The following is a 19,791-nucleotide window of genomic DNA, read 5'->3' on the forward strand; positions in this document are numbered from 1 at the left end:
AGTGCCCATGGCATCCCCCCTCCCACCATGCGCATCCTAGGCATCGACCCCGGCCTTCGCACCACCGGCTTCGGCGTGCTGGAAAAGCGCGGCAACCAGCTCCACTACATCGCCTCCGGCACCATCAAGAGCGATGGCAACAGCAGCCTGCCCGAGCGGCTGAAGACCCTGTACGACGGCGTGGCCGAGGTCACGCGCACCTATGCGCCCGACTGCGCGGCCATCGAGAAGGTTTTCGTCAACGTCAATCCGCAATCCACGCTGCTGCTGGGCCAGGCCCGCGGCGCCGCCATCTGCGGGCTGGTGGGCCATGGCCTGCCGGTGTACGAGTACACGCCGATGCAGCTCAAGGTGGCGGTGGTCGGCTACGGCCGCGCCAACAAGGAGCAGGTGCAGGAGATGGTGGTGCGCCTGCTCGGCCTGCCCGGCCGGCCGGGTACCGACGCCTCCGATGCGCTGGGCGTTGCCATCTGCCATGCCAACGGCGGCGACGCGCTCGGCACGTTGGCCGGGCTCGCGCCGGAGCTGGCGCGGCGCGGCGTGCGCGTGCGCCGCGGGCGCCTGGTCGGCTAGTCATCATCGGACCCGCATCCCGCTCGGCCGGCAGGCCGTTGCCCTCCTGACGCCTTGAAGGCTTGACGCCTTGGCGCGCGCCCTCGGCTACACTGGCGGCGATTTTCTTCCCGAAGCGCACGGGCGCACCCACACGCCCGGCTTCGCCATTCGAGACCCACGAGACATGATCGGACGCATTGCCGGCACGCTGCTGGAGAAGAACCCGCCCCACCTGCTGGTGGACTGCCACGGCGTCGGCTACGAAATCGACGTGCCGATGAGCACCTTCTACAACCTGCCGCAGACCGGCCAGCCGGTGACGCTGCTGACGCAGCTGATCGTGCGCGAGGACGCGCACCTGCTGTACGGCTTCGCCACGGCTGCCGAACGCAATACCTTCCGCGAGCTGATCAAGATCACCGGCATCGGCGCGCGCATGGCGCTGGCGGTGCTGTCAGGCATGTCGGTATCGGAGCTGGCCCAGGCCATCACGCTGCAGGAAGCCGGCCGGCTCACGCGCGTGCCCGGCATCGGCAAGAAGACGGCCGAGCGGCTGCTGCTGGAGCTGAAGGGCAAGCTGGGCGCGGAGCTCGGCCATGCACCGGGAGCCGCCGCGGTGCACGACAGCGCGGTCGACATCCTCAACGCCCTGCTGGCGCTCGGCTATTCGGAGAAGGAAGCCGGCGCCGCCATCAAGCAGGTGCCGGCCGGCACCGGCGTCTCGGAGGGCATTAAGCTCGCGCTCAAGGCGCTCTCGAAGTCCTAGACCACTGCATCACGGAAATCGGTCGGTGCCTGCCGCCGCGGGCGCGGGGCGTAGAATGGCGCCATTCCGCCTGCCAACACCATGATTGAAACCGACAAGCTTTCCGGCCCCGAGCGCGTGATCTCGGCCGCGCCTGCCTCCAAGCACGAGGAGGCCTTCGAGCGGGCCCTGCGGCCCAAGCTGCTCGACGAATACGTCGGCCAGGAGAAGGTGCGCGGCCAGCTCGACATCTTCATGCACGCCGCGCGCAAGCGGCGCGAGGCGCTCGACCACGTGCTGCTGTTCGGGCCGCCTGGCCTGGGCAAGACCACGCTGGCCCACATCATCGCGCGCGAGATGGGCGTCAACCTGCGCCAGACTTCCGGCCCGGTGCTCGAGCGCCCGGGCGACCTGGCCGCGCTGCTGACCAACCTGGAAGCCAACGATGTGCTCTTCATCGACGAGATCCACCGGCTGTCGCCGGTCGTCGAGGAGATCCTGTATCCGGCGCTGGAGGACTACCAGATCGACATCATGATCGGCGAGGGCCCGGCCGCGCGTTCGGTCAAGCTCGACCTGCAGCCGTTCACGCTGGTCGGCGCCACCACGCGCGCCGGCATGCTGACCAATCCGCTGCGCGACCGCTTCGGCATCGTCGCGCGCCTGGAGTTCTACACGGCGCAGGAGCTGGCGCGCATCGTCACGCGCTCGGCCGAGCTGATGGGCGCCCATATCGAGGCCGGCGGCGCGCTGGAGATCGCCCGCCGCGCGCGCGGCACACCACGGATCGCCAACCGCCTGCTGCGGCGCGTGCGCGACTACGCCGAGGTCAAGGGTGACGGATCCATTACGCGCGAGATGGCCGACGCCGCATTGTCGATGCTCGACGTGGACCGCGCCGGCTTCGACCTGATGGACCGCAAGCTGCTGGAAGCCGTGCTGCACAAGTTCGGCGGCGGCCCGGTCGGCGTCGATAACCTCGCCGCCGCCATCGGCGAGGAACGCGACACCATCGAGGACGTGCTGGAGCCCTACCTGATCCAGCAGGGTTACCTGCAACGCACGCCGCGCGGGCGCGTGGCGACGGCCAGCGCCTACCGCCACTTCGGCCTGGCCACACCCGACGCTGGCGGCGAGGCGCCGTACGACCCGGCCGGCACCGTCTGAGTGCCGGCATGCGGGCCGCCCACGGCCCATGCCCCTGCGCATTGCCAGCCACGTTCCCCGCCACATTCCCCGCTACATCCCCGACCGGTTTGCCGCGCCGCGGCAAACCCGGGCTTGGCCCGCCTCGCGCGGCGGGAACCGCCTCGCGCGCGAGTTAAGCGTTTTTGAGTGCCGTTGAAAAACTTTTTGTGGTGCGTTGCCCGGAATTGACGGATTGACCACAATAGTCGAGCCGGCTTGCTGCTTGAGCGTTACGGATCCGGCGCATTGTCTTTCACATGGAGACTCAAATGGATCGACGCGGTTTTATGTTTCGGATCTCGGCCACCGGGCTGGCCGTGGCCACGACCGCCGTGGCCACCGGCTGCACCACGACCGGCAGCGAGGCGCCGACGGACGTCGCAGCCAAGCGCCAGCAGATCAACGCCGGCGTGGAGGGTGCCCTGAACCGCTTGTACGGCTCGGTCAGCGGCTCGCGCGAGCTGGCCCAGCGCGCCCAGGGCATCCTGGTGTTCCCGCGCGTGCTCTCCGCCGGCCTGGTGGTCGGCGGCGAATACGGTGAAGGCGCGCTGCGCAGCCGCGGCCAGACCGTGGGCTACTACAGCACGGCCTCGGCCTCCGTCGGCCTGACCGCCGGTGGCCAGTCCAAGGCCGTCATCATCATGTTCATGACGCCGGAAGCCTATAGCAAGTTCCTCAACAGCAGCGGCTGGACCGCGGGCGTCGACGCCAACGTGGCGCTGATCAAGGTCGGCGCCAACGGTACCATCGACACCCTGGTCAGCCAGCAGCCGGTGATCGGCTTCGTGCAGACCAATGCCGGGCTGATGGTCGACGTGTCACTGAACGGCTCCAAGATCAGCAAGCTCAACATCTGAGCCCGTGCCGGAGTCGCCCTGTGGCGGTCGGCTGTCGCTCCGGCGCCACAGAAGATCCCGGCCGCGGCCGGGATCTTTCCCATGCAGGCGGGGTGCGGCAGTGGCTGGCATAATCGCCGGGAAACGCCGACCGACATGCCGCCCTCCTCGACCGCCAACACCGCCCAGACCCTGACCGGCGGCCGCGTCTACCGCTACTACGATTTCGTGATGGCGGCCTTCGTCACGGTGCTGCTGTGCTCCAACCTGATCGGTGCGGCCAAGGCGGCCCAGGTCACGCTGCCCGTGCTGGGCCCGGTCACCTTCGGCGCGGGTGTACTGTTCTTCCCGGTTTCCTACATCTTCGGCGACGTCCTGACCGAGGTCTATGGCTACGGCCGCGACCGGCGCGCGGTATGGGCCGGCTTTGCCGCGCTGGCCTTCGCCACCTTCATGAGCCTGGTGGTGCTGAGGATGCCGGTGGCCCCCTTCATGGCGGACTACCAGAAGAGCCTGGAAGACGTGTTCGGCAATACCTGGCGCATCGCCATGGGCTCGCTGATCGCCTTCTGCTGCGGCAGCTTCGCCAACAGCTATGTGCTGGCCAAGATGAAACTGTGGACCGGCGGCCGCTGGCTGTGGACACGCACCATCGGCTCGACACTGGCGGGCGAACTGGTCGATTCGTCCTTGTTCTACGTGATCGCCTTCTACGGCATCTGGCCACTGGAGAAGGTGGTGCAGGTGGCCATCGCCCAGTACGTGCTGAAGACCGGCTGGGAAGTAGTGATGACGCCGGTGACCTACAAGGTGGTCGCCTTCCTCAAGGCGGCGGAGCATGAGGACTGGTTCGACCGCGGCACCGACTTCACCCCATTCCGCGTACGGGTCTGAGCGGGCGGCAGCAGCGCACGGCCGACGACCGGCGGCGCGCTCAGGGCACGCGCCGGTCCACTTCGTCCAGCGTCAGCGCCTCCAGGTGCTGGATGTCCCCCCACTGCATCAGCGACAGGCGGTCGCCATCGCAGCGCAGCCGGTTGATGCTGGCGTTGAGCAGTTCGTGCTGGCGCGGCGCTTCCAGCGTCATGTCGGTGGCCTCGCGGTACAGGCAGTCGAGCACGCCGCCGTGCGCCACCAGCGCGATGCGTTCGCCGGGATGGCGGCGCGTCAGCGCCAGCGCGATCTCGACCGCACGCTGGTGAAAACCGCGCAGGCTTTCGCCGTTCTCCGGCGCGTAGTCCGGCACGCGCGCCTGCCAGCGCGCGAAGTCCTCGGCGCGCCGCTCTGCCACCTCGGCATAGCTCATGCCCTCGAGCACGCCGTAACAGCGTTCGCGCAGCCTTGGCTCCGGACGCACCGCCAGCCCGAGCGCCTCGGCCAGCGGCGTGGCGGTCTGCAGCGCGCGCGACAGGTCGCTCGAATAAACGGCATCGATTGGCTCGCCGGTGAGCGCGCCGGCAAGCGCGCGGGCCTGTGCCTGGCCGGTCCCGTTGAGCGGGATATCGAGCTGGCCTTGCAGGCGCCGCTCGCGATTCCAGGCCGTCTCGCCGTGGCGGATCAGGATCAGGTGGGTCATGGCCAGTGCGTGCGGCCCGAAGCTCTGCGACATGCCGTTTCCTCGTTGCGGGACGCCGTGCAGTGCACCCTGCCCGGCTTTTCCGGTCTTCTTGGTCTTTACTTGGCGAATTTCGGATTGAGCGTGTAGGTACCGGTCAGGCTGGCCTGCGCCAGCACGTGGCCGGCCATCGCCGCGAGCACCTGCGCGCCGGTGAAGCTGCCCTCCAGCGGCAACCGTTCGACGTCCAGCGCGTAGACGGTGAACACATAGTGGTGCACCAGGGCGTCGTTCCACGGCGGACAGGGGCCGTCATAGCCGAAGTAGTCGCCCTTCATGTCCGGGTCGCTGGCGAACCAGCCGGTGTAGTCGTTCAGGCCATGGCGCAGGCCGCCCGCGGTGGGCGTGCCGCCGGCCGCCTCGGGGCCGGGCTTGCCGCGCGCGATCACGCCGTCGCTGTGCGAGCCCGCGCTGATCGAGCGCAGGCCGGAAGGGATGTCGATCAGCACCCAGTGGTAGAAGTCCACGCGCGGCAGCGCGGCGGGCACCTCGCGCCCCTCCTGGTTGACGTCGTCGCCACGGCTGGGGACATCGCGGTCATGGCAGATCAGCGCATAGGAGCGGGTGGCGGCCGGTACCTCGTCCCACTCCAGGTCCGGATTGCGGTTGCTCGACAGCGCCACGTGGCTGGCTGCGTCGGGCACGCAGAAGGCGTATTCGCCAGGGATCGGACCGTTGTCGGCGAACGACTTGCTCCAGATCTTCATTTGACTCTCCTTGCTCGAAACGAGCCCGCGCCCCTCATGCCGCGGGCGGCACCCGCAGCCAGAACGTGACCGGGCCATCGTTGGTCAGGCTGACCTGCATCATCGCACCGAACTCGCCGGTCTCCACCTGCGGATGCAAGACCCGGGCCCGCGCCACGAAATGCTCGTACAGGCGGCGGCCGTCCTCGGGCGACGCCGCCGGGGTGAAGCTCGGCCGCGTGCCGCTGTTGGTGTCGGCGGCCAGCGTGAACTGGGACACGACCAGCAGCCCGCCGGCGCCGCCCTTGCCATCGATGTTCTGCACGGCCAGGTTCATCTTGCCGGCCTCGTCGGGAAAGACCCGGTAGGCCAGCAGCTTGGCCAGCAGGCGCTCGGCCTGGGCCTCGGTATCGCCGCGCTCGGCGCACACCAGGGCCAGCAGACCGGCGCCGATGGCACCGGTGGTCCGTTCGCCGACGGTGACGCGCGCCTGCGAGACACGCTGGATCAGGGCGATCATGTGCTTGCGCCCCGCGCTCAGGACAGCGTCACGCGGGCGAAACGGCGCTTGCCGACCTGCACCACATAGGTACCTGCGGCCACCTTCAGCCCCTTGTCGCTGACCGTGGCGCCGTCGATTTTGACGCCGCCCTGCTCGATATTGCGGTTGGCCTCGGAAGTCGAGGGCACGAGATTGGCCTGCTTCAGCAACTGGGCGATGCCGAGCGGCGCACCGCCCAGGCTGACCGCGGGAATCTCGTCGGGCACGCCGCCGCGCGCGCGGTGGTTGAAGTCCTCGAGCGCCTTCTCGGCATCGGCCGCGCTGTGGAAGCGCGCCACGATCTCCTGCGCCAGCATCACCTTGCAATCGCGCGGATTGCGGCCCAGCGCGATCTCCTGCTTCATCAGTTCGATCTCGGCCAGCGGACGGAACGACAGCAGCGTGTAGTACTGCCACATCAGGTCGTCCGAGATGCTCATCAGCTTGCCGAACATCTCGCCCGGGGCCTCGGTGACGCCGACGTAGTTGCCCTTCGACTTGGACATCTTCTCGACGCCGTCCAGGCCCACCAGCAGCGGCATGGTCAGGATGCACTGCGGCTCCTGGCCGTATTCCTTCTGCAGCTCGCGGCCCACCAGCAGGTTGAACTTCTGGTCGGTGCCGCCCAGCTCCAGGTCGGACTTCAGCGCCACGGAGTCATAGCCCTGCATCAGCGGGTAGAGGAACTCGTGAACCGAGATCGGCACCCCTGAGCGGAAGCGCTTGGTGAAGTCATCGCGCTCCATCATGCGGGCGACGGTGTACTTGGCGGCGAGCTGGATCATGCCGCGCGCGCCGAGCGGATCGCACCACTCGCTGTTGTAGCGGATCTCGGTGCGGGCCGGGTCCAGCACCAGGCTGGCCTGGCGGTAGTAGGTCTGGGCGTTGCCTTCGATCTGCTCGCGCGTCAGTGGCGGACGCGTGGCGTTGCGGCCGGACGGGTCGCCGATGGTGGACGTGAAGTCGCCGATCAGGAAGATGACCTGGTGGCCGAGGTCCTGCAGCTGGCGCAGCTTGTTGAGCACCACGGTGTGGCCGATATGGATGTCCGGGGCGGTCGGATCGAGGCCCAGCTTGATGCGCAGCGGTACGCCGGTCGCTTCGCTGCGGGCCAGCTTCTGCAGCCACTCGGATTCGATCAGCAGTTCGTCGCAGCCGCGCTTGGACACCTCCAGGGCGTGCATCACCGACGGCGTCAGGGGGTAGTTGGCCGCGGGGCCGGAGGACACTTCAGTCATGACGTAAGTCGTTGAAAAACATGAGAATTCGACACGGCCACCGGCAGGGAATCTGGTACAATCCGCCCTTCCGGCGCGACGGGAGCAATCCCGCGGCCAACCGCCATTGTAGGCGGCAAATGCAAAGCGCCCGCACCGCACCTCGGGGAGCGAAGGCAGACGAAGCAAATCGTCGCGGCAGCGGGGCCAAACCAAGAGTGAATTTTACGTGATGTGGTCCAGACTCCGCGAAGTTTTCGCGCGTGAGCTGGTGGTACTCGTCGACCCGACCAACGCGCACCATGCGCGCCGCCGCAAGCAACTGACGGCGGCGGTAGGCACGGTGTTCGCGCTGGGCATGGCCGCCGCCATGGGTGTGGCCCCGCGCTCGGCCTACGACGATCCCCAGGCACCGCGCGTGCTGCAGCCGATGCGCCTGCCCGACCTGCGCGAGCAGCTCGACAAGCTGACCGACAGCGACGCCACCTACGTGCGCCAGGAGCGCATGCTGCGTGGCGACACCATCGCCACGCTGCTCAAGCGGCTGGGCGTGGACGATCCCGATGCCCAGGCCTTCATCGCCAGGAATCCGACCGCGCGCGGCCTGTTCGGCCTGGAGCCGGGCCAGGCCGTGCAGGCGGAAGTCGACGAGCGCAACCTGCTGGTGTCGCTGCAGGCCAACCTCGGCGGCGACGTGGCCAACTCCCGCCTGCTGGTGATCGAGCGAGCCGGCGGCGACGACCTCAACCCGCAATACCGCGCACGCGTGCAGACGGTGGGCAACGAGACGCGCTACGAGATGGCGTCGGGCGCGATCGGCAGCGGCGGCTTCTTCAACGCGATGGACGCCGCCAACGTACCCGATGAGATCGTCGAGCAGATGATCTCGATCTTCTCGGGCGTGATTGACTTCCAGCACGATATCGCGCGCGGCGACCGCTTCCGCATCGTCTACGAGGCAGGCTTCCGCGACGGCAGCCTGGTGCGCAACGGGCGCGTGATGGCGGTCGAACTGATCAACCACAATGAGCTGTACCAGGCGCTCTGGTATGCGCCGGAAGGCAGCAAGAGCGGCGCCTACTACACCTTCGACGGCCGCAGCATGCAGCGGCCCTTCCTGCGCACACCGGTCGAGTTCACCCGCATCTCGTCCGGCTTCGGCGGGCGCGACCACCCGCTGCATCACTACTGGGCGCAGCACAAGGGCGTGGACTTCGCCGCGCCGGTCGGCACCAAGGTGTTCGCCTCGGGCGATGGCGAGGTCGATTTCGTCGGCCAGCAGAACGGCTACGGCAACCTGGTCATCCTGAAGCACGCCAACGGCTACTCGACCTACTACGCCCACCTGTCGGGCTTTGCCGGCGTGCAGCGCGGCCAGCATGTGCGCCAGGGCCAGGTGATCGCCTTCGTCGGCCAGACCGGCTGGGCCACCGGACCGCACCTGCACTACGAATTCCGCCACAATGACGTACCGCAGAATCCGCTGACCACGGCGCTGATGGAATCGCCCGCGCTGAGCGGACCCGCTCGCCAGCAGTTCCTGAGCTATACCAGCAGCATGCTCAGCCGCATCAACGCGCTGCGCACCTACAACGTGCTGACCGCCAGCAACTGAGCGAGGCGGCGCCCCGCACCCGACCGGACGGAGCCGGACCATGACCCTCAATGCACGCTTTATCGGCATCATGTCCGGCACCAGCATGGATGGGGCCGACGGCGTGCTGGTCGACTTCTCCGGTCCGCGCCCGCTGGTGCTGGCCGCCGCCCACCAGCCCTTCGACCCGGCGCTGCGCGAGGCCTTCGGCGCGCTGCAGCAGCCGGGGCCCGACGAGGTCCACCGCGAGGCGCTCGCCGCCAATGCACTGGCGCACGTCTACGCCGACTGCACGGCCACGCTGTTGCGCGAAGCCGGCCTCGGCAGCGAGGATGTCTGCGCCATCGGCGCGCATGGCCAGACCATCCGCCACCGCCCCGGACAGTATGATGGCATCGGCTACACGCGCCAGAGCCAGCATCCGGCCCTGCTGGCCGAGCTGGCCGGCATCGACGTGGTGGCCGATTTCCGCAGCCGCGACGTGGCTGCCGGCGGCCAGGGCGCACCGCTGGTGCCGGCCTTGCACCACGCCCTGTTCGGCGCGGCCGGCGAAACCCGCGTGGCCTGCAATATCGGTGGCATCTCCAACATCAGCATCCTGCCGGCGGCCGACAGCGGCCGGCCGGTGACCGGCTTCGATTGCGGCCCCGGCAATGCCCTGCTCGACCACTGGATCGCCAGCCGGCGCGGCCTGCCCTACGATGCCGGCGGTGCCTGGGGCGCCAGCGGCAGCGTCAACGTGGCGCTGCTTCAGCGGCTGCGCGACGAGGACTATTTCCGCGCGCCGCCGCCCAAGAGCACCGGGCGCGACCTGTTCCATCCTGCCTGGCTGGACGCCCGCCTGGGTGCCGCCGGCGAATTGCCGCCAGCCGACGTGCAGGCCACACTGGGTGCGCTGACCGCCGGCGCCATCGCCGCCGACGTGCGCGCCTACGCGCCCGATGCGCGCCGGCTGATCGTGTGCGGCGGCGGCGCCCGCAATGCGCATGTCATGGCCTGCCTGGCGCAGGAACTGCCCGGCGTCTCGGTGCAGACCAGCGCGGACTTCGGCGTGCCGGTCTCGCAGGTAGAGGGCATCGCCTTCGCGTGGCTGGCGCGCCAGTGCCTGCAGCGGGCCGCCGGCAACGTGCCGACCGTGACCGGTGCCGCCGGGCCGCGCGTGCTGGGCGCGCTCTACCCCCGCTGAGCGGCCGCACCGGCGCACCTCACGCTGCGCCGCCTTCGGCCGCTTCCGGAACGGTCTGCCGCACCCACGCCAGAAAGGCCCGCGCCAGCGGTGCCGGCCGCATCGCCGGCGAGCAGGCCAGCACGACACGCTGCGGCTCGACCGCGTCGCGCAATGGACGGCAGGCAAGCGGCCTGCCGTCATAGCTTTGATCCCCCGCCGGGCGCGTACAGGACAGCGCCACCCCATAGCCGTGCGCGACCAGCCCGCGCTGCATCTCGAAGGTCTGCGTGTACTGCAGCGCGCGCGGACGCAAGCCCTGCGCCCAGAACAAGGAAAGAAAATACTCGCGCGTCTGCGCGATGTCCTCGAGGATCAGCACCTGCCCGGCCAGTTCCTGCAGGCTGACGGCCGGCAGCCGCGCCAGCGCATGGTCGCCCGGCAGCAGGGCATGGGGCGCCAGTTGCGCCAGGGTCCAGCGCTCCACGCCGGCATCGAAGCCCAGATCGTAGGTCAGCGCCAGTTCGGCCTTGCCGCTGCCCAGTGCGCGGTGGACGCTGGCCAGGTCCGACTCGAGCAAGGTCACCTCCACCGCCGGGTGGCGCTGCCGGAAGCCGGCCAGCAAGCGCGGCAGGTAGTACGGCCCGAGGTCCTGGAAGCAGGCGATGGCCAGCTGGCCCGACAGCGCGGCCTGGCCGGCGCCCGCGCCGCCCAGGTCCGCCGCCAGCGCCAGGATGTCGCGGGCACGCCCCAGCAGGCGCTGGCCGGCAGGCGTCAGCTCCAGCCCGCGGCTGATGCGGCGGTGGAACAAGGGCTCGCCGAGCGCCTGCTCGAGTTGTGCGATGGCTTGCGATACCGAGGGCTGCGAAACGTGGCGCGCGCGGGCGGCGGCGCTGATGCTGCCCTGCTCCGCGGCGGCGATGAAGTACTCGAGCTGACGAAAGGAAAAGGGGATCATGATTTCCTATATTGGAAGATAGGAAATATATGCTTTTCCTATGAAGGCGTGCAGACCATACTTGCGGCAGCCGGCACGGGAGACCGGACGATGTCGTCGTTGCCGTCGGATCAGGGAGAAAGTCGGATCAGGGAGAAAGCTTGATGGAAATCAGCACGCAACAGATCGAGGCCTACCAGCGCGATGGCGCGCTCGTGCTGCGCGGTGCCTTCAGCGACTGGGTCGAGCCCCTGCGCGAGGGCTTCGCGCAGAACCTGGCGCAGCCCGGTCCCTTCGCCATCGAGAATGTACGCGGGGGCGAGCGCGGCCGCTTCTTCGAGGACTATTGCAACTGGCAGCGCATCGCGCCGTTCGAGGACTTCATCCGCCGCTCGCCCGCCGCGGCCATCGCCGGCCGCATCATGGGCGCCAGTGCGGTGCAGGTCTTCCACGAGCACATCCTGGTCAAGGAACCCGGCACCGACAAGCCGACGCCCTGGCACCAGGACCTGCCTTACTATTGCGTGGATGGCCTGCAGACCGCCAGCTACTGGATCCCGCTGGACCCGGTCGACGCCACCAACACCCTGCGCGTGGTCCTGGGTTCGCACCGCTGGCCCAAGCTGGTGCGGCCCAAGCGCTGGGCCAGCAACGAGAACTTCTATGCCGGCCGCGACAGCTTCATGGACATGCCCGACGTCGAGGACGGCAGCCATCGGATCGTCGCTCCGCAACTGGCCCCCGGCGATGCCGTGGTCTTCGATTTCCGCACCGTGCACGGTGCGGCGGGCAACCAGGGCACAGGCCGCCGACGCGCCTTCTCGGCGCGCTTCCTTGGCGACGACGTACGCTTCATCGAGCGCCCGGGGCGCACCTCGCCGCCCTTCCCCGGTATCGGCCAGCGCGATGGCGAGCGGTTGCGCGAAGACTGGTTCCCCGTGGTCTGGCGCGCACCCGCCGTCCAGGCGTAGCGGACGGCAGGCACAGGAAGCAGAAAAGAAAAAGCGCACCGAAGTGCGCTCGATTCCTGCCTCTCGTCCTGGCGGCCCCGGGGCGATCCCGCGAGCCGGCCAGGCCGGCGACACTCAGACCGAGAAGGACGAGCCGCAGCCGCAGGTGGTGGTCGCGTTCGGGTTCTTGATCACGAACTGCGCACCGTTGATGTCTTCCTTGTAATCGATCTCGGCGCCGACCAGGTACTGGTAGCTCATCGAGTCGATCAGCAAGGTGACGCCGTTCTTCTGCATCGTGGTGTCGTCTTCGTTGACGTCTTCATCGAAGGTGAAGCCGTACTGGAAGCCGGAGCAACCGCCGCCCTGCACGAACACGCGCAGCTTCAGGTTGGCGTTGCCTTCTTCCTCGATCAGTTCCTTGACCTTGTCGGCAGCGCTGTCGGTAAAGACGAACGGGGCCGGCACGTCCTCGGTAACGGGTGCCTCGGCGACTGCGTTCATGGGGTTCTCCTGTTTAGATACGCCGGTATTTTAAGCGCTCTGGCGAGATCGTGCCGAAACCCCGTGAATTCAAGGGACTCTGGCCGCCACCCGCCTCCCGCATGCCTCAAGCGGCACTCCGTTGGCGCAGACCCGCCACCGCGGTCAGCGCCGACTCTTCGCGCGGCGCCGCCTGTGCGGCGTCCGAGGCGCCAGCCACAGCCCGCGCCTCGGCTACGGCTGGCGGCGGTACCGGATCGGCCCCTTCGCTCGCAGCCTCCGCATCGGCCACGTTGGCCAGGCCGGCGTCCTCGCCCACGGCGGCGGCATCGCTCGCACCGGCCTCGGCCGGCGCCGGCAACGCCCGCGTTTCGCCCTGCACCCGCGGCACGAGACGGCCCTCGACAAGGGCCCCCTGCTGCATCTCGAGAGCTGCATAATGCACTTCGCCATGCACCCTGGCCTGCGACTGCAGCTCCAGCAGTTCACTGGCATACACAGGCCCGGCCACGGTGCCGTTGAGCACGAGATGGGCGACCCGCACTTCGCCCTCGACGCGACCGCTCTCGCTGAGCACCAGCATGCTGGGCTGGCCTGCCAGCGCCACCACGTTGCCGCGCACGCGCCCGTCCAGGCGCAGGCCGCCGGCAAAGGACAGATCTCCGTCGATCACCGCCTCGCGGCCGATCAGGGTATCGATCGTCAGGCCTTTCTTCTTCGAAAACAACATAGCTTCCTCCTCTTGCCGAGCCGGCCCTGTGGATTCCCACCGGCCGCGCGGCAACGCGCTGCGATTGTAGCCGCACGGGGCACCGCCATGACGGCAAGGTACATGTTGGCGAGCTTTCGCCCCTGCGCTTGCGCCGCCACCCGCGCAGGGCAAAAAAAAACCGCACGGTGACCGTGCGGTTTTTCTCTCGACCTGCCGGGGCAGCAACCCCGGCAAGCGCGCATCAGCGCTTCGAGAACTGCTTGCGGCGGCGTGCCTTATGCAGACCGACCTTCTTACGTTCCACTTCACGCGCATCGCGGGTGACGTAGCCGGCCTTCGACAGCGCGGACTTCAGCGTGGCATCGTAGTCGATCAGGGCACGGGTGATACCGTGGCGCACGGCACCGGCCTGGCCGGTTTCGCCACCACCGTTCACGTTGACCTTGATATCGAAGGTCTCGCCGTGCGAGGTCAGTTCCAGCGGCTGGCGCACGATCATCAGCGAGGTTTCGCGAGCGAAATACTCTTTGATGGGCTTGCCGTTGACGATGATGTCGCCCTTGCCCGACTTGATGAAGACACGAGCCACAGCGCTCTTGCGGCGGCCGGTACCGTAATTCCAGTTTCCGATCATGGATGGCCCCCTTAGATTTCCAGCGCCTTAGGCTGCTGCGCTTCGTGCGGATGCTCGGCTTCGGCGTACACCTTTAGCTTCTTGATCATCGCGTAGCCCAGCGGACCCTTCGGCAGCATGCCCTTGACAGCCTTCTCCAGGGCGCGGCCCGGGAAACGCTGCTGCATCTTGCCGAACGTGGTTTCGTAGATACCGCCCGGGTAGCCCGTGTGGCGATAGTACTTCTTGTCCGTTTCTTTGGTACCCGTGACACGCAGCTTGGCTGCATTGACGATGATGATGTAATCACCGGTGTCGACGTGCGGAGTGAATTCCGGCTTGTGCTTGCCGCGCAGACGGCGTGCCACTTCGCTGGCGACACGGCCGAGGACTTTGTCCGTCGCGTCAATCACGTACCAGTCGCGCTTTACCTCGTGAGGCTTGGCGGAAAAGGTCTTCATGATTTTTCCTGAGACTTGTAGAACCTGCCCGAAACTTGCCGTGCCATGCGAGACCAGTCGCATGCGCCGGCGATCGGCCGGTCCTTGGGACCTGGCCTTCCTGCTTGTGTGTGCAGGCTCTCCCTGAATTCTCTTCCGCGGGCATGACGGAAAACCGTAGATTATACTCGGGCAACTGCTCGACGCACAAGCAAAAGCGAGCCCCATCGTCAAGTTCCGAGGACTGAGCGGCGCCGGATAGCATCCATCCAGGACTCGGCACGACCGACAGGCGAAAAAAAACCCAAGCGCTAGGCTTGGGTTTGAATCCACCAAAGGAGGAGGGTGGAGGAGACACCTGGAGATCGACGGAGGCGGCGGGCGGTGCGGGCTGAGCTGTTCGCTTTCGCACTCTGGCGCGCTGCAGATGCCGTCGTTCAATGGAAGCCATTATACATGAGCGCTTGTGCGACGCAAGAAAATTTGCAGTGCGAAATGCCTTACCGCATTGTAAAAAATTGTGCGGATGCAACATTGCCACATGAATCCGTTATTTATCAAATACTTACATATCAATCATGCTTGTCACCAAAGCGTCATCTTAGAAGAAACCCTCGAACTGTGCGGCGTAAACCGGCTCAAGCGGCACTCTCGCTGTAGACGATATACTGGCAAAAGCAAGGCCTGACCATCACGCGTTTGCGAACAGGAACGCACCGAACAGAACCCAGGACACAGGACGGACTCACATGGAATGCAAAGTAACTTGGACGGGCCCGGAGGGGATGAGCTTCATCGCCCAGACCGGCAGTGGTCATCTGGTGACCATGGACGGCGCGCCGGATGGCGGCGGCCACAACCTGGCACCGCGCCCGATGGAGATGGTGCTGCTCGGCACCGGCGGCTGCACCGCTTATGACGTGGTATTGATCCTCAAGCGCGGCCGGCACGATGTGCGCGGCTGCAGCGTCAAGCTCGAAGCCGAGCGGGCCGGCGAGGATCCGAAGGTGTTCACGCGCATCAACTTCCACTTCGTCGTTACCGGGCACAACCTGAGCCCGGCCGCGGTGGAGCGCGCGGTGACGCTATCGCATGAGAAATACTGCTCGGCCTCGATCATGCTGGCCAAGACCGCCGAGATCACCCACAGCGTGGAAATCGTCGAAGGCTGAGGCGCCTCCGGACACGGCCGGCGCGTGCCCGGCCGTGCGCTGGAAAGAGAAGCAAAGCAGGCCGATAAGCCGGATTCTGTGCGCGCGGCCCGCCTGACGGCGAGCCACGCGTGACAACCATTCCTCTAGGCCGACCGTTACCGACCGGCTCCAGCTCCCTACCCGCAGGCTCAGCGGGCCGCCTCGATGCCTGCCTATTTGGGATTGCTCCAGGTGGAGGTTACCGCGTTTCACCCTTGCCGCCAGGCGTACCCGGCGGCAAGACTCGTCTCTGTGGCCCTATTCCGCACGTCGCCGTGGATGGCTGTTAGCCAACACCCTGCCCTGTGGAGTCCGGACTTTCCTCCCCTCGCCGCCTGACGGCGGCGAGCAGCGATTGTCTGGCCTGCTTTGCGAGGACGGAGTCTAACACCGCGGCGCCGCGCGCGCGACCCGCGCGCGGCGGATGCCCAGCCGGGCCCGGCATCCGCCGCACCTGCCCGATCCATCTGACTTTTCCAACGAACGATCCGATCGGACCTGTCCTTCCCCTCTGCCCGCCCCCACTCCGTCTAGAATGTCCTTCCGCTTCGTGTACATCAAACGCCACATCGAAGCCACTCCCGCCATCGCCTCGAACCCTGCATGCGCCTGCCCACCCAAGCCAACACGACCCCATTCGCCGCCCTTGCCCTGGCCTGCAGCCTGCTGCTGAACGCCGTCCCCGCCTGCGCGCTCAGTTCCGTGCCGGTCCCGCCCGCGGCGAGCACGCTGCCCGCCCGGGTCACCTCGGTGGAGGGCATCACAGAATACCGCCTGCCCAACGGCCTGCGCATCCTGCTGGCGCCGGACGCGGCACAGCCGGTCACCACCGTGAACGTCACCTACCTGGTCGGCAGCCGTCACGAGAACTACGGCGAAACTGGCATGGCGCACCTGCTGGAGCACCTGCTGTTCAAGGGCACGCCGGCCTATCCTGGCGATACGATCCCGCGCGAGTTCGCACGCCGTGGGATGCAGTTCAACGGCACCACCGCCCAGGACCGCACCAACTATTTCGCCACCTTCGCCGCCAGCGAGGACAACCTCGACTGGATCCTGCGCATGGAGGCCGACCGCATGGTCCACAGCTTCATCGCCAGGTCGTCGCTGGACAGCGAGATGACGGTGGTGCGCAATGAACTGGAGATGGGACAGAACAATCCGAACAGTGTGCTGTTGCAGCAGGTGGTGGCCGCCGCCTACCAGTGGCACAACTACGGCCATGCGCCGATCGGCGCGCGCAGCGACGTCGAACAGGTGGGCATCGAGCGCCTGCAGGCCTTCTACCGGCGCTACTACCAGCCCGACAACGCCGTGCTGGTGATAACCGGCAAGTTCGACCGGGATGCCACGCTGGAGCGGGTCGCGCGCTACTTCGGCGCCGTGCCGCGGCCGGCACGGGCGCTGCCCGCCGAGCATACCGTGGAGCCGCCGCAGGAAGGCCCGCGCGAGGTGACCCTGAACCGGACCGGCGATGTGCCGGCGGTGATGGCGCACTACCATATCGCTCCGGGCGCCCATGCCGATACGGCGGCGATGGCGCTGCTGGCCGACATCCTCACCAGCGCGCCGGGCGGCCGCCTCTACCGCGCCCTGGTCGAGAGCGGCAAGGCATCGGCGCAGGGCGGCATCCTGCGCGCGCTCAAGGATCCGGGCTCCGCGATCTTCGTCGCCGTGGCCGGCAAGGACAAGCCGCTGGCGCCGGCGCGCGAGGCCCTGCTGGCCGAGCTGGAGGGCTTCGCCGCGCGGCCGGTCACGGCCGACGAGCTGGAGCGTGCCCGCACGCGGCTGCTGAACGCCTACGAAGAGACCCTGAACGACCCCGCCGCTTACGGGCTGGCCTTGTCGGAAGCCATCGCCAAGGGCGACTGGCGCCTGTTCCTGATCGGCCGCGACCGCATCGCGCAAGCCAGCCTGGAAGACGTGCAGCGCGTGGCACTGCACTATCTGCAGCCGGCCAACCGCACCCTGGGCCAGTTCGTGCCAACCGCCCAGCCGCAGCGCACGACCATTCCGGCACCGCTCGGCCAGGCCGAGATCGCGGCCATGGTCGATGGCTACCAGGGCAAGCCGGCGGCGGCTCTGATCGTCGCGTTCGATCCCTCGCCGGCCAATATCGAGGCCGGCACGCTGCGGCCCACGCTCGCCAACGGCATGCAGCTCAGCCTGCTGCCGAAGCCGACGCGCGGCGGCAGCGTGAGCGGCGTGCTGTACCTGCGCATGGGCGACACGGCCAGCCTGCAGGGACTGGATGCCGCGGGCGGCCTGACCGCCGCCATGCTGGTGCGCGGCGCGGGGGCGCTGGACTTCCGCCAGGTCGCCGACCGCCTGGAGGCTCTCAAGGCAGGCGTCTCGATCAGCGGCGATGCGGAACGGGTCACGGTGCGTTTCCAGACGCGCCGGGCCTACCTGCCCGACCTGCTGGCATTGCTGCGTGACGTGTTACGCGCGCCGCAGTTCCCGGCCAGCGAGCTGGAAACCCTGCGCAGCCGGGCGATCGCGGGACTGGAAGGCCAGCTCACCGAGCCCGGCGCGCTGGCGCGCAACGCCCTGGCACGCCACGGCGACCCCTACCCGGCAGGCGACCCGCGCCATACCGACACCCTCGAAGAGCGTATCGCCGCCCTGCGGCGCGTGCGCGTCGAAGACCTCAAGGACTTCCACACCCGCTTCTACGGCAGCAGCCACGCCCAGCTCGCGCTGGTCGGCGACTTCGATCCCGCCGCCACCAAGGAGCAGCTCGCCACCCTGTTCGGCGACTGGAGCGCGCCGGCACCGTTCACCCGCGTGCCGCGCCCCTACCTCGAGATCGCCCCGGCCGCCATCGTGCTGCGCACGCCTGACAAGGCCAGCGCCGTTTATGTGGCGAACCTGCCGGTCAAGCTGACCACCGAGGATGCCGACTATCCTTTGCTGCTGATCGCCAACCGCGTGTTCGGCGGTGCCAGCCTGAAGAGCCGGCTGGCCGACCGGCTGCGCCAGCGCGACGGCATCAGCTATGCGGTCGCCAGCATGCTGCGCATCGGCTCGCTGGACGATGCCGGCAGCTTCGCGCTGCAGGCGCAATATGCGCCGCAGAACCTCGACAAGCTGCGTCGCGCGGTCAACGAGGAACTGGCGCGGCTGGTCAAGGACGGGATCACCGAGGAAGAACTGGCCGAGGCCAGGAACGGCCTGCTGCAGGAGGCCGCGGTCGGCCGCAGCGACGATGGCGCGCTGGCCGCCAACCTGGCCAACCAGCGCTATCTGGGCCGCACCATGCTGGTCTCCGCCGAACGCGAGGAGAAGATCCGCCAGGCAAGCGTCGCGGCGGTCAACGCGGCCTTGCGCGCGCATCTCGACCCGGCCCGGCTGACCCAGGTCTACGCCGGCGATTTCCCCGCGACCGCCGAGGCACCGCCCCGGCCTTGATACAGCTGGACCGCCGCGACCGGCGCCGCCGTGCTCAGGCAGCGCGGCGCCCCGGCCGGAACACGGCGGTGTCCTCGTAATAGGCGGGATCGCCATTGTCCGCGCACCAGCCGGGCACGCCCAGCACCGGCAGCGGCGCGAAACGGCGCGGCGCGAACTGGCCTTGCGCCACGGCCGCCCGCAAGGACGCGGCGACGGCCTCGTCCACGGCCCGGCAGTCCGGCGCCTCCGGCGGCGCTGCTTGCGATTTTCCACCATGTGCCACGCCCGCCGGCGCCAGGTCCAGCGGCCAGGCGTGTGCGGTGACCGACTTGTAGGGCCGCACCAGCTTCTCCAGCAGGGCATGGCCGAAAGGCAGCACCGTGCAGCGGTCATGCCAGGCAATGCGCGCCTCGACGAACAGCGCGCGCCAGCCGAAGCCGCGCAGGGCGGACTCCAGGGCGGGCTCTGCGCTCAGGAACAGCACGGCGTTCTCGTCGAACAGGGTGGCCGCGTCGCGCACCGGGCCCCGACTGGCCTGCACGCCGTCGCGCGCGATGGCGGCCGCCTGCAGCCGATTGAGCAGACGCTTGGCGGTGGGGAAATGCAGCCACACCAGCGCATTGAAGAAGTCGTGCAGATTGTCCCGCGTGGGCACCGCGCCGGTGGCATGGATGTGCGCTTCATAGGCGCAGCCGTCGGGCAGCGCGGCCTGAGGCACGAAGTGCAGCGGCAGCCCTGCGTCGTTGCACAGGCCCAGCGGCGCCGCGCAGGCATCGAGCGCCCCGCGCAGGTCGGCGCCCGCCGCTACGGCGCAGGCCAGGGGCTGGCCAAGCGCGCGCAGCGGCGCGAACCAGGGCCGCGACCAGTCGATGGCGGCCAGCGCCGCGGCCAGGGTCGCGTCCGGAGCCGGCGCGCCGGCCGGCATCTG

General features: G+C 68.2%; 20 protein-coding genes and 1 other RNA gene. 10 read left to right on the forward strand and 11 right to left on the reverse strand.

Annotation, left to right across the window (positions count from 1 at the left end; translation table 11 throughout):
* The first annotated feature begins 27 nt into the window (after window positions 1-27).
* The 5 genes from ruvC to BKK79_RS08070 all read left to right on the forward strand — a co-directional run bounded on the left by ruvC (window position 28) and on the right by BKK79_RS08070 (window position 4,218).
* Window positions 28-573, forward strand: a complete 546-nt coding sequence (ruvC, locus tag BKK79_RS08050; RefSeq protein WP_071011050.1) for a crossover junction endodeoxyribonuclease RuvC — start codon at window positions 28-30, stop codon at window positions 571-573.
* 166 nt (window positions 574-739) lie between these two features.
* The gene (gene ruvA / locus BKK79_RS08055) at window positions 740-1,321 is read left to right on the forward strand and encodes a Holliday junction branch migration protein RuvA (RefSeq protein ID WP_071011048.1); all 582 of its coding nucleotides are present in this window, start codon (window positions 740-742) and stop codon (window positions 1,319-1,321) included.
* An 81-nt stretch (window positions 1,322-1,402) separates the two neighbouring features.
* Window positions 1,403-2,467 carry a Holliday junction branch migration DNA helicase RuvB gene (gene ruvB / locus BKK79_RS08060; RefSeq protein ID WP_071011046.1) on the forward strand — a complete coding sequence of 355 codons (1,065 nt, stop codon included), beginning with the start codon at window positions 1,403-1,405 and terminating at the stop codon, window positions 2,465-2,467.
* Window positions 2,468-2,757: 290 nt separating this feature from the next.
* The gene (locus BKK79_RS08065) at window positions 2,758-3,345 is read left to right on the forward strand and encodes a BPSL1445 family SYLF domain-containing lipoprotein (protein ID WP_071011044.1); all 588 of its coding nucleotides are present in this window, start codon (window positions 2,758-2,760) and stop codon (window positions 3,343-3,345) included.
* Between the two features lie 135 nt (window positions 3,346-3,480).
* Window positions 3,481-4,218, forward strand: a complete 738-nt coding sequence (locus BKK79_RS08070; RefSeq protein ID WP_071011042.1) for a queuosine precursor transporter — start codon at window positions 3,481-3,483, stop codon at window positions 4,216-4,218.
* Window positions 4,219-4,258: 40 nt separating this feature from the next.
* On the opposite strand, the gene BKK79_RS08075 is transcribed toward BKK79_RS08070, so the two are convergent.
* The 4 genes from BKK79_RS08075 to tyrS form a co-directional block, all read right to left on the reverse strand.
* Complete coding sequence (locus tag BKK79_RS08075; protein ID WP_071011041.1) at window positions 4,259-4,933, reverse strand: histidine phosphatase family protein; 675 nt, start codon at window positions 4,931-4,933, stop codon at window positions 4,259-4,261.
* A 65-nt stretch (window positions 4,934-4,998) separates the two neighbouring features.
* Entirely contained in the window at window positions 4,999-5,646 is a 648-nt protein-coding gene (locus BKK79_RS08080) for a YbhB/YbcL family Raf kinase inhibitor-like protein (RefSeq protein WP_071011039.1), read from the reverse strand.
* A gap of 34 nt (window positions 5,647-5,680) precedes the next feature.
* Complete coding sequence (dtd, locus tag BKK79_RS08085; protein WP_071011037.1) at window positions 5,681-6,145, reverse strand: D-aminoacyl-tRNA deacylase; 465 nt, start codon at window positions 6,143-6,145, stop codon at window positions 5,681-5,683.
* Window positions 6,146-6,162: 17 nt separating this feature from the next.
* Complete coding sequence (gene tyrS / locus BKK79_RS08090) at window positions 6,163-7,404, reverse strand: tyrosine--tRNA ligase (protein WP_071011035.1); 1,242 nt, start codon at window positions 7,402-7,404, stop codon at window positions 6,163-6,165.
* A 211-nt stretch (window positions 7,405-7,615) separates the two neighbouring features.
* On the opposite strand from tyrS, the gene BKK79_RS08095 reads away from it, so the two are divergent.
* The gene (locus tag BKK79_RS08095; protein ID WP_071011034.1) at window positions 7,616-8,998 is read left to right on the forward strand and encodes a M23 family metallopeptidase; all 1,383 of its coding nucleotides are present in this window, start codon (window positions 7,616-7,618) and stop codon (window positions 8,996-8,998) included.
* Between the two features lie 40 nt (window positions 8,999-9,038).
* Window positions 9,039-10,163, forward strand: a complete 1,125-nt coding sequence (locus tag BKK79_RS08100) for an anhydro-N-acetylmuramic acid kinase (protein WP_071037509.1) — start codon at window positions 9,039-9,041, stop codon at window positions 10,161-10,163.
* Window positions 10,164-10,182: 19 nt separating this feature from the next.
* Here BKK79_RS08100 and BKK79_RS08105 read toward each other — a convergent pair whose 3' ends face one another.
* Window positions 10,183-11,100, reverse strand: a complete 918-nt coding sequence (locus BKK79_RS08105) for a LysR family transcriptional regulator (protein WP_071011030.1) — start codon at window positions 11,098-11,100, stop codon at window positions 10,183-10,185.
* A 143-nt stretch (window positions 11,101-11,243) separates the two neighbouring features.
* Here BKK79_RS08105 and BKK79_RS08110 point away from each other — a divergent pair, with 143 nt between their 5' ends.
* Window positions 11,244-12,050, forward strand: coding sequence for a phytanoyl-CoA dioxygenase family protein (locus BKK79_RS08110; protein ID WP_071037510.1), 807 nt, complete (start codon window positions 11,244-11,246; stop codon window positions 12,048-12,050).
* A gap of 114 nt (window positions 12,051-12,164) precedes the next feature.
* On the opposite strand, the gene erpA is transcribed toward BKK79_RS08110, so the two are convergent.
* The 4 genes from erpA to rplM form a co-directional block, all read right to left on the reverse strand.
* On the reverse strand, window positions 12,165-12,533 hold the full coding sequence (gene erpA / locus BKK79_RS08115; RefSeq protein ID WP_071011027.1) for an iron-sulfur cluster insertion protein ErpA: 369 nt from the start codon (window positions 12,531-12,533) through the stop codon (window positions 12,165-12,167).
* Between the two features lie 106 nt (window positions 12,534-12,639).
* Window positions 12,640-13,242 (reverse strand): bactofilin family protein, encoded by a 603-nt coding sequence (locus BKK79_RS08120; protein WP_071037511.1) that lies wholly within the window; start codon window positions 13,240-13,242, stop codon window positions 12,640-12,642.
* Between the two features lie 223 nt (window positions 13,243-13,465).
* The gene (gene rpsI / locus BKK79_RS08125) at window positions 13,466-13,858 is read right to left on the reverse strand and encodes a 30S ribosomal protein S9 (RefSeq protein ID WP_071011024.1); all 393 of its coding nucleotides are present in this window, start codon (window positions 13,856-13,858) and stop codon (window positions 13,466-13,468) included.
* A gap of 11 nt (window positions 13,859-13,869) precedes the next feature.
* Entirely contained in the window at window positions 13,870-14,298 is a 429-nt protein-coding gene (gene rplM, locus BKK79_RS08130) for a 50S ribosomal protein L13 (RefSeq protein WP_071011023.1), read from the reverse strand.
* Between the two features lie 728 nt (window positions 14,299-15,026).
* Between rplM and BKK79_RS08135 the strand changes: the two genes are divergently transcribed.
* Window positions 15,027-15,449: an OsmC family protein gene (locus tag BKK79_RS08135; protein ID WP_071011022.1), complete on the forward strand. Its 423-nt coding sequence runs from the start codon at window positions 15,027-15,029 to the stop codon at window positions 15,447-15,449.
* Window positions 15,450-15,498: 49 nt separating this feature from the next.
* Here the strand turns inward: BKK79_RS08135 and rnpB are convergent.
* Window positions 15,499-15,841, reverse strand: an RNA gene (rnpB, locus tag BKK79_RS08140) — RNase P RNA component class A.
* Window positions 15,842-16,073: 232 nt separating this feature from the next.
* Between rnpB and BKK79_RS08145 the strand changes: the two genes are divergently transcribed.
* Window positions 16,074-18,881 (forward strand): M16 family metallopeptidase, encoded by a 2,808-nt coding sequence (locus tag BKK79_RS08145; RefSeq protein ID WP_071037512.1) that lies wholly within the window; start codon window positions 16,074-16,076, stop codon window positions 18,879-18,881.
* Between the two features lie 34 nt (window positions 18,882-18,915).
* Here the strand turns inward: BKK79_RS08145 and BKK79_RS08150 are convergent, their stop codons facing one another.
* Window positions 18,916-19,788: a DUF3025 domain-containing protein gene (locus tag BKK79_RS08150; protein ID WP_071011018.1), complete on the reverse strand. Its 873-nt coding sequence runs from the start codon at window positions 19,786-19,788 to the stop codon at window positions 18,916-18,918.
* Window positions 19,789-19,791 lie beyond the last annotated feature (3 nt).

This window comes from Cupriavidus sp. USMAA2-4 (assembly GCF_001854305.1).
Taxonomy (GTDB): Bacteria; Pseudomonadota; Gammaproteobacteria; order Burkholderiales; family Burkholderiaceae; genus Cupriavidus; species Cupriavidus malaysiensis.

Excerpts from the sequence above, each read along its gene's own strand:
- ruvC (WP_071011050.1), top strand. The coding sequence starts at position 28 with ATGCGCATCCTAGGCATCGACCCCGGCCTTCGCACCACCGGCTTCGGC.
- ruvA (WP_071011048.1), top strand. The coding sequence starts at position 740 with ATGATCGGACGCATTGCCGGCACGCTGCTGGAGAAGAACCCGCCCCAC.
- ruvB (WP_071011046.1), top strand. The coding sequence starts at position 1,403 with ATGATTGAAACCGACAAGCTTTCCGGCCCCGAGCGCGTGATCTCGGCC.
- BKK79_RS08065 (WP_071011044.1), top strand. The coding sequence starts at position 2,758 with ATGGATCGACGCGGTTTTATGTTTCGGATCTCGGCCACCGGGCTGGCC.
- BKK79_RS08070 (WP_071011042.1), top strand. The coding sequence starts at position 3,481 with ATGCCGCCCTCCTCGACCGCCAACACCGCCCAGACCCTGACCGGCGGC.
- BKK79_RS08075 (WP_071011041.1), bottom strand. The coding sequence starts at position 4,933 with ATGTCGCAGAGCTTCGGGCCGCACGCACTGGCCATGACCCACCTGATC.
- BKK79_RS08080 (WP_071011039.1), bottom strand. The coding sequence starts at position 5,646 with ATGAAGATCTGGAGCAAGTCGTTCGCCGACAACGGTCCGATCCCTGGC.
- dtd (WP_071011037.1), bottom strand. The coding sequence starts at position 6,145 with ATGATCGCCCTGATCCAGCGTGTCTCGCAGGCGCGCGTCACCGTCGGC.
- tyrS (WP_071011035.1), bottom strand. The coding sequence starts at position 7,404 with ATGACTGAAGTGTCCTCCGGCCCCGCGGCCAACTACCCCCTGACGCCG.
- BKK79_RS08095 (WP_071011034.1), top strand. The coding sequence starts at position 7,616 with ATGTGGTCCAGACTCCGCGAAGTTTTCGCGCGTGAGCTGGTGGTACTC.
- BKK79_RS08100 (WP_071037509.1), top strand. The coding sequence starts at position 9,039 with ATGACCCTCAATGCACGCTTTATCGGCATCATGTCCGGCACCAGCATG.
- BKK79_RS08105 (WP_071011030.1), bottom strand. The coding sequence starts at position 11,100 with ATGATCCCCTTTTCCTTTCGTCAGCTCGAGTACTTCATCGCCGCCGCG.
- BKK79_RS08110 (WP_071037510.1), top strand. The coding sequence starts at position 11,244 with ATGGAAATCAGCACGCAACAGATCGAGGCCTACCAGCGCGATGGCGCG.
- erpA (WP_071011027.1), bottom strand. The coding sequence starts at position 12,533 with ATGAACGCAGTCGCCGAGGCACCCGTTACCGAGGACGTGCCGGCCCCG.
- BKK79_RS08120 (WP_071037511.1), bottom strand. The coding sequence starts at position 13,242 with ATGTTGTTTTCGAAGAAGAAAGGCCTGACGATCGATACCCTGATCGGC.
- rpsI (WP_071011024.1), bottom strand. The coding sequence starts at position 13,858 with ATGATCGGAAACTGGAATTACGGTACCGGCCGCCGCAAGAGCGCTGTG.
- rplM (WP_071011023.1), bottom strand. The coding sequence starts at position 14,298 with ATGAAGACCTTTTCCGCCAAGCCTCACGAGGTAAAGCGCGACTGGTAC.
- BKK79_RS08135 (WP_071011022.1), top strand. The coding sequence starts at position 15,027 with ATGGAATGCAAAGTAACTTGGACGGGCCCGGAGGGGATGAGCTTCATC.
- BKK79_RS08145 (WP_071037512.1), top strand. The coding sequence starts at position 16,074 with ATGCGCCTGCCCACCCAAGCCAACACGACCCCATTCGCCGCCCTTGCC.
- BKK79_RS08150 (WP_071011018.1), bottom strand. The coding sequence starts at position 19,788 with ATGCCGGCCGGCGCGCCGGCTCCGGACGCGACCCTGGCCGCGGCGCTG.